Origin of the sequence: Chryseobacterium sp. StRB126 (assembly GCF_000829375.1) — a bacterium.
Taxonomy (GTDB): domain Bacteria; phylum Bacteroidota; class Bacteroidia; order Flavobacteriales; family Weeksellaceae; genus Chryseobacterium.
Genome location: NZ_AP014624.1, coordinates 4,105,741 through 4,124,173, shown reverse-complemented (window position 1 = coordinate 4,124,173; position 18,433 = coordinate 4,105,741). Strand labels below are relative to the sequence as shown.

At 37.5% G+C, this 18,433-nt stretch carries 7 protein-coding genes; 2 read left to right on the top strand and 5 right to left on the bottom strand.

Going from position 1 to position 18,433, the window contains the following annotated elements:
- Positions 1-3: 3 nt before the first annotated feature.
- The 4 genes from CHSO_RS18585 to CHSO_RS18565 form a co-directional block, all read right to left on the bottom strand.
- Positions 4-7,041 carry a type I polyketide synthase gene (locus CHSO_RS18585; RefSeq protein ID WP_045499301.1) on the bottom strand — a complete coding sequence of 2,346 codons (7,038 nt, stop codon included), beginning with the start codon at positions 7,039-7,041 and terminating at the stop codon, positions 4-6.
- 744 nt (positions 7,042-7,785) lie between these two features.
- Positions 7,786-8,394, bottom strand: coding sequence for a hypothetical protein (locus CHSO_RS18580; protein ID WP_045499298.1), 609 nt, complete (start codon positions 8,392-8,394; stop codon positions 7,786-7,788).
- Positions 8,395-8,470: 76 nt separating this feature from the next.
- Complete coding sequence (gene glsA / locus CHSO_RS18575) at positions 8,471-9,484, bottom strand: glutaminase A (protein WP_045499295.1); 1,014 nt, start codon at positions 9,482-9,484, stop codon at positions 8,471-8,473.
- Positions 9,485-9,722: 238 nt separating this feature from the next.
- Positions 9,723-11,051, bottom strand: a complete 1,329-nt coding sequence (locus CHSO_RS18565) for an ArnT family glycosyltransferase (RefSeq protein ID WP_045499289.1) — start codon at positions 11,049-11,051, stop codon at positions 9,723-9,725.
- 440 nt (positions 11,052-11,491) lie between these two features.
- Between CHSO_RS18565 and CHSO_RS18560 the strand changes: the two genes are divergently transcribed.
- Entirely contained in the window at positions 11,492-16,435 is a 4,944-nt protein-coding gene (locus CHSO_RS18560; protein ID WP_045499286.1) for a PKD domain-containing protein, read from the top strand.
- A gap of 134 nt (positions 16,436-16,569) precedes the next feature.
- Here CHSO_RS18560 and CHSO_RS25470 read toward each other — a convergent pair whose 3' ends face one another.
- Positions 16,570-17,379 (bottom strand): phospholipase D-like domain-containing protein, encoded by an 810-nt coding sequence (locus CHSO_RS25470; protein ID WP_144428980.1) that lies wholly within the window; start codon positions 17,377-17,379, stop codon positions 16,570-16,572.
- Between the two features lie 405 nt (positions 17,380-17,784).
- Here CHSO_RS25470 and CHSO_RS18545 point away from each other — a divergent pair, with 405 nt between their 5' ends.
- On the top strand, positions 17,785-18,369 hold the full coding sequence (locus CHSO_RS18545) for a YdeI/OmpD-associated family protein (RefSeq protein ID WP_045499283.1): 585 nt from the start codon (positions 17,785-17,787) through the stop codon (positions 18,367-18,369).
- Positions 18,370-18,433: the final 64 nt, after the last annotated feature.

Here is an 18,433-nt window from a genome sequence, read left to right as displayed (position 1 = left end):
GGGTTACCAATTATTTCCTGACATGATAAGCACTTGGCTTTCAGTTCCATATTTTATTTCGTTAAGGAAAATTTCTTTTCCTTCATCCAATGGGATCATAGAAATTCCTCTACGTTCGTATTCTGATTCAAGGGTGGAAGAAACCATTCCTGCTCCTTTCCAAGGTCCCCAGTTGATGGAGATTACTTTTCCTTTTAGTCTTTTATTCAGAGCGTTAGCGTAATCATCCAGTACACTGTTGGCAGCCGCATAATCTGTCTGGCCTTTGTTACCATATACGGATGCAATACTTGAGAATAAAACAACGAACTGACAGTCTGTACGAAGTTGTTCAGCCAATACACGAAGTGGTTTTACTTTGGTATCGAATACACGTCCGAAAGATGAGGTCGTCTTTTGTTTGAATAATTTATCTTCTAAAAGACCTGCTCCGTGGATCACTCCATCTAAGCGGCTGTATTTTTCATAAATACTGCTGATTAGGTTGCTTAATCCTTCTTCGTCACAAAGGTCTAAAGATTGATAAACGATGGTATTTCCAAGCGCTTCCATATCACGGATTGTACGTAGGATCTGATTGTTTTTGTAAACCTTTGTGGTTTCTTTTTCAATCTCAGCAGGGGAAGTGAATTTTCCGGATTTAATCAAATAAGCTCTGATTTCCTCTTTAGTCTTCATTGCTTCCAATTCTTTCGCAGAAACCTCATTTCTTGGGTCTGCCGATCTTCCTACTAAAATATAAGTACATGGATAAGCCTGAGACATGTGTTTTACCAGTTCTGCAGTGATTCCCTGTGCACCTCCCAATACCAATACCACTGATTTCTGATCTAGCTGAATGTGGACTTTATTTAAACTTGTAGACAATGGAGAAGGGATGATATCTACCTTATGTCTTGTTTCGTTTTTATAAATAACTTCAGCAGGTTTATCGTTGGTTAATATTTCCTTTAAAGTGATTTCAGCAATCTGATCTACTTCCTGAGGAGTACTTAAACTGATTAATCTGCAAGTGGTATGATCGAATTCTCTTGCCAAGCTTTTGAAAAGTCCCGGATATCCTTGGTGATGACGTAGAATGCTTGCATCAGAAATATCCTGAAGATGAGCCGGAATATCAGAAATTAAATAGACCCATTTTACTCTATCGAAATCCAGTTTTTTAATTAAATCAACGTGATCGATAATGCTTGGTTTATCAGTTGCTGAGAATAGGTCTAGCATGATTAATCCGTCAACATGTGAAAGGTCTTTGTCTGCATCTACCAATTCTACGATAGCACCATGTTTTTCCAGTTCAGTTTTGATGGCTGAGGTTTGTTGGGTGTCATCCTGAGTAATGGCGAAACGTTTTCCCTGAAGAACTTCTGTATTTTGTATTGAAGAAGCATCTGTAGGCGTGATGTCAAAACGGAGACGAGATAATACATTATTCGTAGCTTCAGGAGTGCTAACTTCCTTTACTTCGTTTTTTATTTCAGTGGTTTCACCGCTCATTTCACTGATCCAGCTTGCCAATCCGCGAAGGGTTTTAATGGCTGCTAATTTTTCCATCACATCATCAGCCTGTTCAAGATTTTCTCCGAAACCGATCTTGTTTTTAAGATCTGCAATGATCTCCATACGCTTGATGGAATCAATACTAAGGTCTGCTTCTAAATCTAAGTCAAGGCCTAGCATTTCTTTCGGATATCCTGTTTTTTCGCTTACGATATTTAAGATAGCATTTTGAAGGTCTTCTAATGATAAAGTAGATTTTGCCTGTGGTTTTGAAACCGCTTCAGCAGTTGTTCCATTTTTTTCAGGAGTTGCTGGAGTGGCATCTGCTCCAGAGAATTCAGTAAGCCATGAAACTAATCCACTTAGAGTTTTGATGGCTGCCAATTGTTCCATTACCATATCTTCGTTGGTATTTCCATTGGCTAATGTTCCCAGCTCGCTGCGAAGTGTTCCGATGATTTCCACTCTTTTAATAGAGTCGATACTTAAATCAGCTTCAAGGTCCATTTCCATGCCCAGCATTTCCTGTGGGTATCCTGTTTTATCGCTTACCACCTGTAGTAATAATGCTTTGATATCTCTTGTTGGAGATGCCTTTACAGCAACGGCAGGAGCAGCCACAGCTCTTTCCTGTTGAACCGGTTGTACCGGAATAGTACGTTCAGGAGCAGGTGCTGGCATTGGAGTATTGTAAGCAGGCATTGGGCTGATCTGAGGATTCTGTCCCATAAAGGAAAGCATCACATCACGTTGTGCCTGTATCATTAGTTTCATACTGTTTAAATATTCCTGCAGCATACGTTCAGCTGTAGATAAGCTTTCCGGAGCAGGAGCTTGCGTATTATGATTGGTAAAATTGTTCATAGGAATAGGGTTTATGATAGGGAGTGCACCATTAGCAGGCAATGAACCTGTTGTCGGATGTGCAGCTTGTCCGTTCACACGCCAGATGGCAGGGCTTTTCTTGTACAATTCAGGCTGATTGATATCCACAAGCTGAACGAAACGGCCATCGAAAAGTTTTTCAATATTGAAGCTGCGCCCTGTTCCTAAATACTGTGCCAACATACAAAGTAAATGAGTGAACTTATTACGGCTGCTGTCTTCAACATATAAAGTCAATTGGTCTTTTTCAAGACATGATTTTGCCAATCCTGTAAGGACTTTTCCTGGTCCTACCTCGATGAAGATTCTTGCTCCATCGTTATACATCGACTGCATCTGCTCTACGAATCTTACGGGCTGTACCAAATGCTCAGTCAGTCTTTCTTTGATGTCTGATGGATTCGATGGGTATACTTCTGCTGTGGTATTAGACCATACAGGGATCTGCATCTCCTGGAAAGGAATGTCTTTTAATACGTCAGCATACAACTCTTTTGATTTTGCCAATAATGGGCTGTGGAATGCACACGCCACTTCTAATTTCTTAGCAGAAATACCTTCCTGTTTAAGGACTTCCAGTAGCTTATTGATGGCTTCCGTACTTCCAGCGATAACACATTGTGTAGGTGCATTGAAATTAACCGGATAACATCCTTCCACTTTCGCAATGATCGGCTGTAAACGTTCATGAGTGGCACTAGCCGCTAACATTGAACCCGGATCTCCGCCTTCTACTGAGTTCAGGATAGACTGTGCTCTCCGGATACTTAAATCAACCAATTGGTCTTCTGCAAATACTCCTGAGAAACATAAAGCCGGTAATTCACCATAGCTGTGGCCAGCCAGCATATCAGGAATAATTCCTAATGATTCTAAGAATTTAGCCAGTGCAAGATCAACAATTCCTAAAAGCGGTTGTGCTAAACGGGTGTCTTTAATGGTTTCTTTCTGTTGCTTTAAATCCGCTTCATTGAATGTTGTAGAAGGAAAAACTACTTTTTCAAGCTCAGGGTAATTGTCGATAATCTTACGCATAGCCGGGAAGACTACGAATAGATCACGAGCCATGTTGATTCTCTGGCTTCCTTGCCCAGGGAATGTAAAGGCTACCTTACCTTCTTTCTTATTAACAGTGAATGTATCTTTAGTTTCAATTCCTAATAATACAAGTTCAAGCTTCATCATTAAGTCCTCAGCGGTATCTGCAACGATACTGAATTGAATTGGTTTTTCTGAAACAATACTTAAACTGTACGCAATATCTTTTAATGGAATTCCATCATTGATATCCAATAAAGCTTTGATCTGACCAGATTGTGCTTTAGCCTCCTCATAATTATCTCCACGGAATACAAATAATTCTGAAGGCCACGACTGCATGGCAATAGAATCATCTTTTTTCGGATGGTTAGCAATTACCGTGTGGAAGTTTGTTCCTCCAAATCCAAAAGCACTGATTCCTGCATAACGATTCTTTTCAGTCCATAATCCTGTTTCTGCATGGAAAGAGAAAGGGCTGGTTTGTGCGTTATAATAAGCATTCGGTTGTTTAAGGTGAAGGGTAGGAGGTTTCACTCCATGATAAACAGAAAGAGAAGCTTTAATTAAACCTGCTAATCCTGCAGCACACTTGGTATGTCCGATTTGGGTCTTCACAGAACCTAAATGCGTCTGTCCCGGTAATGCTCCTGAACGGCTGAATAGATTGGTTAAGGCACTTAATTCTGTTTTGTCTCCAACAACAGTTCCGGTACCGTGAGCTTCTACTAATCCTACAGCTGCAGCACTGATTCCAGCTTGGGTATAAGCACGTTCTAATGCTCTTACCTGACCTACTTTTCTAGGAGCAGTTAAGCCAAGAGCTTTACCATCACTGGATCCGCCCACTCCTTTGATTACAGAGTAGATACGGTCGCCATCGTTGATAGCGTCTTCATATCTTTTCAAAACAAGGATAGCAATTCCTTCTCCTAGGGCGATTCCGTCTGCTTCACTGTCAAATGTAGCACATCTTCCTTTTCTGGAAAGGGCATGAGTACTGGAGAACATCAGGTAATCGTTGATTCCGTTATGTAAATCTGCACCTCCGGCAAGAACCATATCAGATTTTCCTAATACAAGTTCCTGACAAGCTAAATCTAAGGCTGCTAAAGACGAAGCACATGCTGCATCTACGGTAAAGTTTCTTCCTCCTAAATCCAGACGGTTCGTAATCCTACCTGCGATCACATTGGCCAAAATACCCGGGAAAGAATCCTCTGTAGTATGTGGGAAGACCTCTTTTACTTCTTCATGAAGTTCTCCGAAGACCTGCTTATAATATCCTCTGAAACTATAGCTGTTGGCAAGGTCGTTACCACCTTCAGCTCCAATAATGACAGAGATGTTTTCTCTATTAATATGTTTTTCACCATATCCTGCATCTTCCATGGCACGTTTTGCCACCAATAAAGTAAGCAATTGCGTAGGCTCAATAGCGGCTAGAGACTGTGGTGGAATACCAAATGCCAATGGATCAAAATCAATTTTCGGAATGAAGCCTCCCCATTTTGAATGCGATACATCCGCTTCGTCTGAATCCGGTTTGTAATAAAGGTCTTTATTCCATCTTTCGTCCGGAACTTCAGTAACGCTGTCTTTTCCTAAAATGATGTTTCTCCAGAATTCATCCAGATTTTTAGCACCCGGGAAAATACATTCCATTCCAACAATTGCTATATCTAATGGTTTTTCGCTGGATGTAGGTAATTCCGATAATTCTGCTTCCTGGATGTATTCGTAATTCCCAATACTAACGTTTTGGTGAAGCTCTTCAAGGGTAAGGACCTTGTTTTGCATGGTGGCAATCTGTCCGATCATGTACATTCCAAGGTCTAGCTGATCGTCTTTAGGAATATTTACCAATTGGTCTCCCTGGCGTTCAATTCCCTTAGCTGCGATTCTTAAACGGCCTACGTTTAATTTTTCCAATTGCTCCCATACTACTTTTTTGTCTGTTCCGGCTGCCATAAGTTTGGCTTTCTCGGTATTGAAGTGGTTAGCAAATGCTGTATTTAAACAACGGGTTTCATGTCCCGGAGCTGTTTCTAATAAGACTGTATCTTTAGCCTGCATAGCCTGTACCTGGAATTCTTCCTGGATAGCTCCTGTTTGTACAGCTTCCTGAGTGTACAGATAAGCGGTTCCCATCAAAACACCCACTTTCACACCTCTGGCAGCTAATGGAGCAGCCATAATGGAAACGAATGCTGTTGAGAAATCATTATGGACTCCACCCGCGAAAAATACACTGATATTTTCCGGATGGTCTTCTTTTAATATACGTTCGATTTGTTTTTCCCAAAGCACCATACTTGATAGTGGACCAACGTGTCCACCGCATTCACGGCCTTCAAAAATAAAACTCTTAGCTCCTTCTTTAAGGAAAATATCCAATAGGGCAGGAGACGGAACGTGCAGGAATGTCTTTATTCCTGCTTTTTCAAATACTTTAGCCTGTGCGGGTCTTCCGCCTGCAATTAAAACTACAGGCGGCTGGGCTTCTAGGATGTAAGAAGTCTGTTCATCTCTTAGTTCCTGAGGGGCAAAACCTAAAATACCTACTCCCCATGTTTTGTTACCTGCTAGTTCTTTTGTATCCATTACCAAAGACTTCGCTGATTTACCTGTAAGTAATGATAAAGCTACAAAAGGTAAAGCTCCGGCTTCTGCTACTGCATTGGCAAATCCGGGAACATCGCTTACACGGGTCATTGGACCTTGTGCAATTGGATATTTTAAACCAAGTTCCTGTGCTAATGCATTGTTTTGATTGATAACCTGAAGTGCTTTTGCTTGCTTCAGATGACCATGCATAGCTTCTTTAAGTCCGAAAGCCATTTTTTTCAGGGTTCTGAACTCTTCGTACAGATCAGTTGCCAGCGAAATATCCTGGCCCATAGGGATGTAGCTCTTGCTGATATCAAGATCTGTAAAATATTGTTTAAGATCTTCAGCATTGATGTCATCCGGTAATGCAGGAGAATTAGGTCTTACCAATACTCTGTGATTGGCAATGATTTTAGTTTCAGTTCCGTTAAGTTTTGAACATAAATCTTTTATGTCTTTTGGTACAGAACTTTCAGGGAATAAAGCAAGTTGGCTATCCAGAACAACTCCTGTTGCTCCTAAGGCTTTCACAGCTGAGGCAGTATGGAGTCCTATTCCCCCCTGTACCCAAACCGGAATGCTTTTGATTTCATTGATAATTCTTTGGAATAATACAAAGGTAGATTCGTAGCCAATTTGGCCTCCTGCTTCGTTTCCTTTGATGATAATTCCTTTTGCTCCTGATTGTTCAGCTTGTTTAGCTTCTTCCAAACTGGTTACCTGATAAATGATATCCAGATTTGAATTTTGAGAAACTGTCATTCCGAATGGTAAGATCGCAAATCTTACATTTTCGGGAAGTTGAATTGCTGATAGTTTTTCATTGGAAACATAAATACCATAAGAAGGTAAGTTTGTTTCTTCAAGTTGACTAATTGCTGCCTGGGCGGTCGTTAACTCTTGGCCTAAGCTGAGGACAGGAAATATACCCGCCTGATGCAATTTAGGCATAAGGTTGACATCCGGCTTTTCAAAAGGCGTTAGTCCAATAATGGTTACGTTTTTCATGGCGTGATATGTTAGTAAGGATTTTGTAAAAAGGGCATAAATCTTTGAAATAAAGAGATATGGCTTATTACAAAATCATAAAATTGGTTTCTATTAGATTTTTAATGGTAAAGTTTGTTTGTTGATGACTTTTCAACAGCATGTGATTAGCTCTAAAGTAATTAGAGTTAAAGGTTGTGTCCGGCTTTTCAAAAGGCATTAGCCTAATAATGGTCAAGTTTTTCATTGCATTTAGTATTAAAATAATAATATGCGATTTTGCATTTAAACATCAATCTAATGGGGATAAAGATCGATTGTTTATTATGCGTGAATAAAAATAATAAATTTATGATATATTTTCAATCATAAATGAAATTCGATAATAATTTTTCAACAAACATTTGTTAATTATTCAAATGTTATTAAAGTATTCGGTTTATTTTCTTATTCGCTACAAACAAGCCGGCACAATCTGGGTAACCATAAATATAAATAATTATAGTTAAAGAAATGTTAAGCAAAGATAGGAATAAAAAATAAAATATTTCAAAAAGAAGAGATTTGTTTTTGTTATATTACAAAAAGATAACATATGAATTTGGCTGTAAAATAGACAAAATACGGGCTTGAAAATATCGTGAAATTTTAGACTCATTCCTCATGGAACTGAATTGGAATACTATAGAGGAGAAATGATAATCGGGATTTTGTGAATTATTCGTAAAAAATGTTAAAGAAATATTAATTATGTTATTAATAAAATTAATATAACTGTTTTATAGTTTCAATCGTTCCTGTTTTTAATTCAATGAATAGGTAGATAAATCCATCATCCTGAAACAGATCACATTTTTTGATTTCAATTTGTCCTAGAAAGAATAATGGAGAATTGTTTTGAATAGGCCATTCGGGATTTTGTATCCATTTGGGTGGCTTGGTCTGGTATCTGAAAAGTTCAGCATACCGTTGTTTGATGTGTTGTTTTTGTTCCGCTTTTGAAAGGTTTTTATCTTCCGGTAAAATATGTTTTTCTATAAAACCTAAATCTGCATCTATATATTTAGGGCTAGTACTTAGAATCCAATTATAATCATTGGAATATTGAGAGGTTGCAGTCGTCTTTATTCCTATTTTATCTAAAAATAGCTGAACGGTTTGTTGTGCATTTAACCTTCCATTTGGATTTGTATAATTTTGTTCTGCAAGATATAAGAATGGAGTAGTGTCCTGCAGGTAGGTTTTCTGCCAGCTGACGGAAGAGTCTGAAAGTAATTTTTCTAGTTCCGGATTGGTATAAAGCTGTTGTTCGAATTCTTTGCAGGAAATTTTTCCTTGAACAAAGTCCTTTAAAAACTGTATGGCATCTTTCATGAGCTATAGCGGCTTATTGTGGTTTATACCAAGATTAAATATATCATCCAATGACTTTCAGACTCTCTTTAGTGTATTAAAAAATACTTAAGTTATATTGTTTTGCAAGATCTAAAATAATGTGATATCCGGCTAATGAATTTCCATGCTGATCCAAGGCGGGGCTGAATACTCCGATACCCATTTTTCCCGGAACACTTACTGTAATTCCGCCACCTACTCCGGATTTGCTCGGTAATCCTACGGTTCTGGAGTATTCTCCACTGAATTCATACATCCCGGCAGTCAACATTTGAGATTCTATCAGCTTGGCAATATCTCCATTTTTATATTGAGAGTCACCATCAAAACGCACACATTGGTTCGCAAAGAAGTATCCGATTTTGGCAAGATCTTCAGCCCTAAGCTCAATAGAGCATTGTTTGAAATAATTATCCAGCTGATCCTCATCTCCGGAAATCAATCCACTGTTTTTCATGATGTAGAACATTCCGCGGTTACGGTGTCCGGTAGATTTTTCAGACTCGTATACGGATTTGCTGTAATCAATACTCGAATTTTTGGTAATATAGCGAACCATATCCAACACTTTAAGGAATGGTTTCTCTCCGTCACCTGAAATTAAAGATGTGGTAAGGATAGCACCGGCATTCATCATTGGATTAAGCGGTTTTCCTGTTGTTTCAAGATTGGAAAAATGATTAAAGGGTCTGTCTGATCCGAAATAACCCATTTTATCAAAAACGTTCGCTTCACCTCTTTCATTTACAGCCACCATCAAAGCGATGATCTTGGAAATACTCTGCATGGTGAATTTCTTTTGAACATCACCGATGCTGAATACTTTACCGTTTTTATCTACTACAGAAAAGGCAATTGCTTTAGCATCCATTTTACCCAGTTCCGGAATGTAATCAGCTACCTTACCTTGTGTGTAATAATTTCTGTTCTTTTCCAAAATGCTGCTTAAGGTTTTTTCCGAAATGGTAGAAAGATCTGCTGTTTTCTGAGCATACATCACCGTATTTAAGGATAAAAATCCTGCAATAAGAATTCCTTTGGCGGAAAATAAAAAGCTATTTTTTGTCATGAAGAATATTTCGAATAAAAAGTTTATAATGATCCTCGAAAAAACAAAGATAAGATATTTCATTTTTTGTGCAAGGCTGGGTAGGAATGTGAGTAGGAAAGGATGCTTGATCCCCCCGGCAAATCGAAGATTTGCCGGGGGGATTGTTGCTCTTTCGATGGTAATATTGGGTAAAGAAGGAGTGTTTTATACTTTTCTCCTTGTGCGATAGGAATTTATCTCAGTTTTAGTTTTAAAATCATCTTATGAGTTCAAAATCTTCATAAAGGAATGTTCCATATTGATCCAGTATATGGGTTTTGCTGTTTTCTGTCTTTCCATTTTCGGTATTGGAATAGTAGAGTAGGTATTTTTTATTAATAATGTCTTCCCGGTCTTTTGGACTAAGATATTTAACGATTTTTATATTGCTGTTTTTATGAAAGTTTCCAATCAGTGAAACCTGTTCGGAATAATTGCCCACATGGAAAATGGCAGGCTGATTTCCTGAATGTATTTTGATTTCCCGGACGAGCTCGTTGCAATATTTTAGTTGTTGATCTTCATAATTTTCATTAACGAATACTCCTCCCGTAATCCTGATTTTTTTTGTATTTACATGAATTAAAAAAGGAGAGAGAAGTAGTATAAATAATATAGATTTCATCAATTTTTCATTCAAAATATATTGCAGAAGAATAAGAACAAAAGGAACGGAGGGGATTAAATAACCTGCTTCCAATGGATATCTAATAAAGAATATAAGATTGGAAACAATCATTAAAATACTGAATATAGCAAAATGATTTTTGGATAAGTTTTTTACTTTTTGATAACCTCCTCTAAAGAACTGAATGATTAAACCTAATATAATAGCCAGTATTCCTAAAGCTCCATATACGTATAATGTGCTCAGGCTTAGTATACTGCCGAGACTGACTTTTGAGTCACCATAACTCTGCAGAAAGGTAGTGCCATATTTAAAAATAACAGGCGAAAAGAAAATGCATATGGAAAGAAAGGCTAAAACTGAAAATTGTAAAACTTTTTTGAGATCCTTTTCAGAGTAAATGTACAAAAAGAAGGCAAAGGCAGGAAGAAAAATAATATTGTTAAACCTTGTACTTACCATAAGCCCGAATAGTAAAACGGAAAGCCAAAGATTTTTATTGAGGAGATAATAAACACTTCCCAGTAAAAAGAACAAAGACCAGTTGTATTCCATAGCTACCGTACTGTTGAGATAGATGACCGGTACAAATGGAAATACTATGGCGATAAGAAAAGAAAGTTTTATTGCAAGAAAGTTTAGAATCTTGAAGAGATATAAGCAACAACCTATTGTAAATAAAACCGATAGTAAATTGATTGCCCAATAAGGATAATGATACACTAAAGAGTATATAAATTCCGGAAATGGATATCCTGGAAAACGGGAAACATTATAAATATGATCTTCATGTATTATTTTTCCTGTGTATACTTCTCTCCAGGTATCTAAATCAATACCTAGACTGTTAAAAATAAAAGGTAACCGTGATAATAATACAATGATTACTATCATTATTTCCTTAAAGTATTTTTTCATGTTAATTACCCATTGTTTTATGGTGCAAAATAAGTGCTTTTTAGTTAATAAATAAAGGGCTCTTAATTTTTCCATAGAGGAATGGTAAATGCTGTCTTTATTGATACTGTAACAATAAAGTGTTATAAGAGTTTTTTCTGTGTATTTTTTTATCCTATTGTATGGGTTTTTATAATGTATTCTTATTGTTTGTGTCAAAAAAATTAATGTAAGTTTGATTTTTGGTTAATTTTATTCTAAATATTAACGTTTGAATAAGTTAAAATTCATTAGTTTTTGTTTTAAAATGAAGATAAATTGATTTTTTTATAAATAACCATTAAGTGTATAAATTGAGATATAATCAGTGATTGAAGTATATTGTTGATGTTTAAGATGTAGAAATGTTATTTTTTTCACTGATAAATGACTTTAGTATTGAATTTTTCATTAAATTCCGAATGAAAATTAATACATTTTTATTAACCATGAAAAACACTACTTACTTTAGTAGGCAGCACATCTTCAGATGGCTCCTGCTATGTTGGCTCCTTGTACCTTGGGGGCTGCAAGCACAATCATTAACTCATATTACCTGGGATTCCCAGGTCGGATGTCAGATTTATCGGGGTGAAAAGGGAGATAACAATGCGACCGCTGCCTCAGAAGTTGATTCCGGCCAGTGTGTCCGTGTCTGTGAGGGCAGTACTGTAAAGTATACGGCTCACGGATCAAATATCTCTTTTGTCTCCTGGGCACCTACCGGAGGCACCGTACAGGGGACTTCAGGGGGAACTAATCTTGAAGCAACCATTGTATGGGGAAATGCAGGGGCAGGTTCTTTACAGGCAACGGTAACGTTTACTAATGGAACGACTGAAGTTCAAAACATCTGTATTGAGAAAATAAATAAACCTTCTGCATCATTTGAATTGGTGAATCTGAAGGATAGAGCATGTAAAAATACTGAGATTCACTTTAAGAATCTTTCTCATGCAAACGGAGGAACTGATATTGTTAACTATTTCTGGGATTTTGGGGATGGGACAACATCTACAGCTTTTGAACCCTCTCATACCTATACTCAGGCTGGTGGGTTTTCTATTGCTCTTACCGTAACCAATAAATGTGGTTGTTCAGAAACTACATACCATAAAATAGAAATTACAGAAGCACCACCAATCCAGATTAGCTGTGCTTCAGTTGTATGTGAGGGAAGTCTTGCAAAATACAGCGTGAAGAATGGCTGCAAAGGAGAATGGAAAGTGATTGGGGGAACATGGCAAAATACTTCCGAAAACGAAATTGAAGTAAAATGGGATAATGTAGATCCTGAAGATGGTTTCGGATATGTAATGTACAGATCTGAATGTGGCTGTCCAGAGTGGACAACTGTTAAGATTCCTGTGATTTTAAAATTAGCAAAAATTAAAGGAGAACCGGTAGTATGTTTAGGAAAACAATACAATTATTCGATTCCAAAATGGCCGACTACGAATGTAGACAAATGGGATGTAACAGGCCCGGGAGCTGGTCTTCTGACGTACAACCAACAGAGAAATGAAGTTCTTTTCACAGGAACAGCGCCTGGAACTTATACACTGACTGCTGAATACACCAATACTTTATTGGGATGTAAAGGATTTGCAGAGAAAACGATTGTTGTGGAAGAACCTGTAACCATCTCTGGTGGTGCAGAAGAAATCTGTGTAGGAGCTCCTCAGACATTTACCGCTTCTCCTAATGTTCCTGTTATTTGGAATATTACTTTAAACGGAGGGTTAGTATATACTTCGCCACAGCCAACAACGGTACCTCTTAGTTATCCTTTCTTAACAGCAGGAAACTATGGAATCACAGCAATTAAGGCAGGGGGAGCTTGTGAAAGTAATGCTATATTTATTAAGGTATTACCACCTCCAAAACCTCCAAAAAGTATTAGCGGAGAATCGTTAATATGTCCTGGAAAACCTTATGTGTACTCTTTATTGTCAACACTGCCAGGGGTAGTTCCTGTATGGAGTGTTACAAATGGTACGATCCAGGGAAGTAATTCAGGAAACTCTATAACGGTTGTATTTAATCCGGGAGCTTCTTCGTACACCGTATCGGTTGTCAATAAACTGGAAAGCCCGGCAGGATGTGTATCTAAAGCTGTTATAAAGACTGTAAAACCAATAGATCTCAATGTGATTTCTATCAATGCGAACCCTGGACCTTTCTGTCCAAGCAGTAACCAGATGTTTTCAGCAGATTTAGGAGGTATTGTTCCGGATTCTATGGAATGGAGCTTTGAGAACCCTAATTTCGGAAGTTTTATATCCGGACAGGGTAGTCATATCATTAACGTAAATATTAACGAAGTTGCTTCTAATATCAACACAACAAATCTTAAATTAAAGGTTGTAGTATGTGGACAGGAGAAGACAATCAGTATACCGGTAAGTAAGCTAGCTCTTCCGGTAGTAAACTTTACCAATGTTGGAAAGATCTGTTTAGGTTCAAATCTTACTTTCTCTATCAATCAGGGAATAATTACTTCTGCAACAGGTGTTACATTTACTTTTGCAAATGGACAGACTCATAATGCAACATTTGATCAGTATGGAAATTATAGTTTTCCAAATAATGGATATATTCAGAATAATACAGGAGGAAATGTTTCTCAGATAGTTACGGTAACGTATAACGGGACTAATGGGTGTGCTTACAAACCTACAGCAAGTGCAAGTTTCATTATCCTTCCTGAGACTATTATTACTATTTCACCGGTATACAATCTTGAAGTTTGTGGAGATTATCCTATGCAGCCTTATACCCTTACTGCAAATAGTTCTACAGGACTTACGAACACTACAGGCTGGCAGTGGTTCAAAGATGGAGTAGCACAGAACGGATATACAACCAATTCGTATACTTTATCAGGAATGGGGGTTGCCGGTACTTATCAGGTAAGAGCAACTGATCAGAATGGGTGTATTGTATATTCACAGGAGATCCATGTAACGAATGCGTGCCCACCATCAGGAAATTGCCCTGCACCTCCTGCGTTTTCTTTCGTTCCGAAATGGACAGGCTGTAACACAATCAGTGTAAGTAATGTGAATTTTACCACTACACCAGATGAGATTCAATGGGTGTCAAACAGTGTGCTTACCTTAGTGAGCCCTCAGGGACAGCCTTCAGCTACATTCCAGACTAATCTTGCAGGAGCACATATTGTTTCTCTTCGTGTTAGATATGGTACGTGTTGGTATTCTGCAAGTGTAGAAGTTAAAAAACATTATGAGCCTAAGTTTAATGTTGGTCAGACTTGTAATGGTAATGGGTATAATGTTACTTTATACAATACATCTACGGTATTTGATCTTGGATCTAATGCAAATGCTGTTGAATATAGGTTCAGTTTGCCAGGACAGCCAGATCAGGTTGGGCAGACAGCTACTTATAACAATCTAGCGCCAGGTACATATACCTTTACGATGAAGGTATCAGCACCTACATTAGGATATCCTGAATGTACCATCACAAAAACAGTTACATTAGCTCCTGTTCCTAATGTGACTTTTGCCCTTCCAGCGGCGGCATGTAAAGGGGAAATGATTAACCTTTCGCCTGGATCATATACAGCCGGAAATATCTATACATGGTATTTTGACGGAACCTCTTTTGTAACTACACAATCAGCTACTGCTGTTACATTTAATACTGCCGGAATAAAGAATGTGAGTTTCAAAGTGAAAACTCCGCAAGGATGTGAGTATTTCTCTGCTGTTCGTACAATTACGATAAAAGAGGCTGATCTTAAAGGAAATCTTTCACCTCTTAATGCTATTGTATGTGAAGGTGGTTCACCAGTAATTTCATTTACTGCAATTGGAACTGCTCCTTCTGGTTATATTTGGATGAATGGAGCTCAGGAAGTTATAGGAGCGCCAAATTCAATGAACTTTATCCCAACAGAATCTGGGAATTATTGGCCGATACTGGTTTCTGCAGATGGTTGTAAAACTAGTATTATGAGTGTTAAATCGGTAGGAGTAGCATTTAAAAAACCTCCTTATGTGAATATATCAGGACAGTCAAATGCTTGTGCTAATAACCCGATAAGACTTAGAGGAATTGTAGGTGATAATACTTTGGAATACAGATGGCTGAGAAATGGTGTTCCATTGACAACAGGTTGGTCTGCAACCCATCCAATTGTTTACAATACCAGTGGATTACCGGCAGGTACTTATACTTTTAGGTTAGAAGTTCGTGTACCGGGAACTACAGATTGTATAGGCTCTAAAGATTATGTTGTTACCGTAAGTAATCCTCCTGCATCACCTGTAGTGACAGCTACTCAGATAAGCTGCCAGCCATATAGAGTAAAGCTGACTGCATCAGGACCTGCTAATGGAGAATACAACTGGAGTAATGGTATGAGCGGACAATCAATTACTGTAGAAGAAGGAGGTATGTATAAAGTAATCTATACTGCTCCAAGCGGCTGTAAAGTATATAGTCAGAAAGATGTACCATTGAGTATTGAAAGTCTGATGTGGGTATTCCCTACAGGCTGCTATGATTATTGTAGAGATAAAGGCCGTTATATCTTAGGGCCAAAAGGTAATTTTGATTATCATCAATGGGAACTATTTGGGGCCAGTATACAAAATGGAACCAATACTTTCATCAATCAGCTTGATCTTATTTACTCACCGGGAACTTATAGATTAAGAATTGATCAGAATGCTCCAGGACTTCACTGTGAATATTATTCAGGAACAATGAATTACTATCCGGGTAAAAATTGCGGAATAGAAACGCAATGTAACTTTGATGTTAAGATTGAATCCTTCAAATGGGACGGAGATCATTATAATGTTCACGGAACCATATATAACGCAGGAAGCCTACCGGTAATGCTTGATATTTCAAGTCTTAACGGATATGGAACTTACTTCCCATCTATGATTACCATTCCGGCAGGAGGAACATATGATATGAATGTCAATCCATTGATGTTCTATCCAAATGCTAACTTCCCTGGAGGAACGGATGCCATCTTATTCTTTGGACAAGATGATTGTAAGTTTGTAGCTGAACCACAGGTTATAGGTAAGTCTATTTCAGGTAAAACAGGAAGTACGCCAAGTCTTACTACAGCTTCTTCGCTGAAGTTGATGCCGAATCCTGCAAAGGAAATAGTGAAAGTTTCCTATAATACAGGCAATGAGAAATTATTGGCAACACATATCAAGGTTTTTGATACTATGGGTAATATCAAATTCCAGAAAGAACTTAAAGCAGCTTCAGGAGAGGTTAATGTAGATATCTCAAACTGGTTGCAGAGTACTTATATTGTTATTGTACAGGCTGGAGAAAAGTCATTACAAGGCAAGTTGATTAAAAATTAATCCACACTTCATTTTAATAAGCAGTGTTCTCTTCGGAGAACACTGTTTTTTTATATCATAATAATGAGTATGATTTAATAGAATCTGTCGGTGTTAATGATGACAAGGTTTTTAATATTTGAAGAAACGGTAAATTAATACATATCCTCACTGTAGACTTGTTTTCCAAGATAGAAAAGCTCATGTTTTTTTAAATTCATATTATCCTCAAAAATATCATGAACAAAACGGACTAGTTCATTTACTTTTTCCTTTTGGGTAATTCTTATACGAGACTCAAAATTGGAGGTAAATCCGCTCTTTGTGTAGTTCAGTGATCCAAGATAGGCTACTTTTCTATCGATTATGTAAATCTTGGAGTGCAGAAACTTATTGTCATAGCGGTTATTTCTGATGTATTTAAAATTCAAATTTTCAGAGTAGTGATAGGTGTAAATCTCCATTTTTTCAACTTCTGTTTTCTTTTCCCAGCATCTGAAAAATCCATACAGAGAGGCGATAGCAATTAAAAGAGCAACTAAATTATTGGAATTGGTAAGATCATCAACAAGATGAATCCCGAAATAAATGAGGGCAAAAATTCCCAGGCAAAACAGAATAATAGAAGATAAAAAGAAAAGATTTTTCAGACTTTCCCTTTTCTCTTTTTTCTTTACATCGGTGACCCGGTTCTGATGAATCAGTTTTCGTAATATACTTCCGTATTGCTCAGGTCGCAGGTCACTGAATGCCAATCTCACATTGATATTTCTGTTCTTCAGCATCAGAAGATCATCCAGCTTTACTTCATCAATATAGGGGGAAATGATGAGAACTTCTGCCTGCGCATTCAGAATGTCGTTATTCAGTTGATTGCCTGCATTTTGTCCAATAAATACTTCAACTCCTTCACTGTTTTCAGTATCAATTTTAAAATAATATTTTTGCCTTTCCTTATAATACACGTTTGATGTTCTTAGATAATATTGAAAATTATAATGTTTCCTGGGATATCCGTTTCTTTAAAATCAAGATTTGGAATAAACCGGAACTTCCTTAAGTTTGTAATTTAGGCGCCAAATTTACGGTTCTTTTTATTGTTTGTTTTATGGGAAAGCATAAAAAATAATATATTTTCATACTAAATATTCCAGATGTCTTAAGTACTCTTCCGGATGAATAATTTATTCCATAGGCTCAAAAATGACAACCTTTTATGAAAAACAATGAATATCTAAAGCTGTATTTATCCTCTCCATTATCCTTATTTTCCTCATATGAATTAAACCTGTTTTTTATATAATGTCTTACTGACATACCCTTGTCAATTCCATTGATTACCTTTACAATAACAATGGAAATAGACTGTGATGGAAACAACAAATAAAAGAAAAGAAATCCATATAGAAACAAGAATAGAATGGAGGGAATGGTTAGAGAAATTTCATCAGGATGAGCAATCAGTCTGGGTAATTTGCAATACCCAAAAATCCGGCTTACCTGTAGTGGGTTGGAGTGACCTGGTGGATGAGGCTCTTTGCTTCGGTTGGATAGACAGCACAAGAAAGACTATTGATGAAGGTTCTTTCAAACAATTATTCAGCAGACGTAAACCCAATAGTACATGGTCAAGAATCAATAAAGAAAAAGTAGAGAGGCTGATCAATGATGAACTGATGAAAGAAGCAGGCCATGAATGTATAAGAATTGCCAAGGAAAATGGTTCCTGGGTGATCCTTGATAGTGTGGAAGATCTTACAGTACCGGAAGATCTAAGCGAAGCTTTTAAGGCCTATACAGGTTCAGAAGAGTATTTCCAAAGCTTAAGCAAATCCATGAAAAAGATGATGCTTCAGTGGATTGTTCTTGCAAAACGTCCGGAAACCCGGAAGAAACGTATTGATGAAATCGTGGAACATGCTGCGCAGGCAAAGAAACCAAAACATTTTTTGTAATGACTTTGACGCATTTGGAGATTCTGCTTTCTGGATGATGAAGGTAAATAAATGTGATTTCTTA

Coding starts and splice junctions, on each gene's coding strand:
- CHSO_RS18585 (WP_045499301.1), bottom strand. CDS start 7,041: ATGAAAAACGTAACCATTATTGGACTAACGCCTTTTGAAAAGCCGGAT.
- CHSO_RS18560 (WP_045499286.1), top strand. CDS start 11,492: ATGAAAATTAATACATTTTTATTAACCATGAAAAACACTACTTACTTT.
- CHSO_RS18565 (WP_045499289.1), bottom strand. CDS start 11,051: ATGAAAAAATACTTTAAGGAAATAATGATAGTAATCATTGTATTATTA.
- glsA (WP_045499295.1), bottom strand. CDS start 9,484: ATGACAAAAAATAGCTTTTTATTTTCCGCCAAAGGAATTCTTATTGCA.
- CHSO_RS18545 (WP_045499283.1), top strand. CDS start 17,785: ATGGAAACAACAAATAAAAGAAAAGAAATCCATATAGAAACAAGAATA.
- CHSO_RS18580 (WP_045499298.1), bottom strand. CDS start 8,394: ATGAAAGATGCCATACAGTTTTTAAAGGACTTTGTTCAAGGAAAAATT.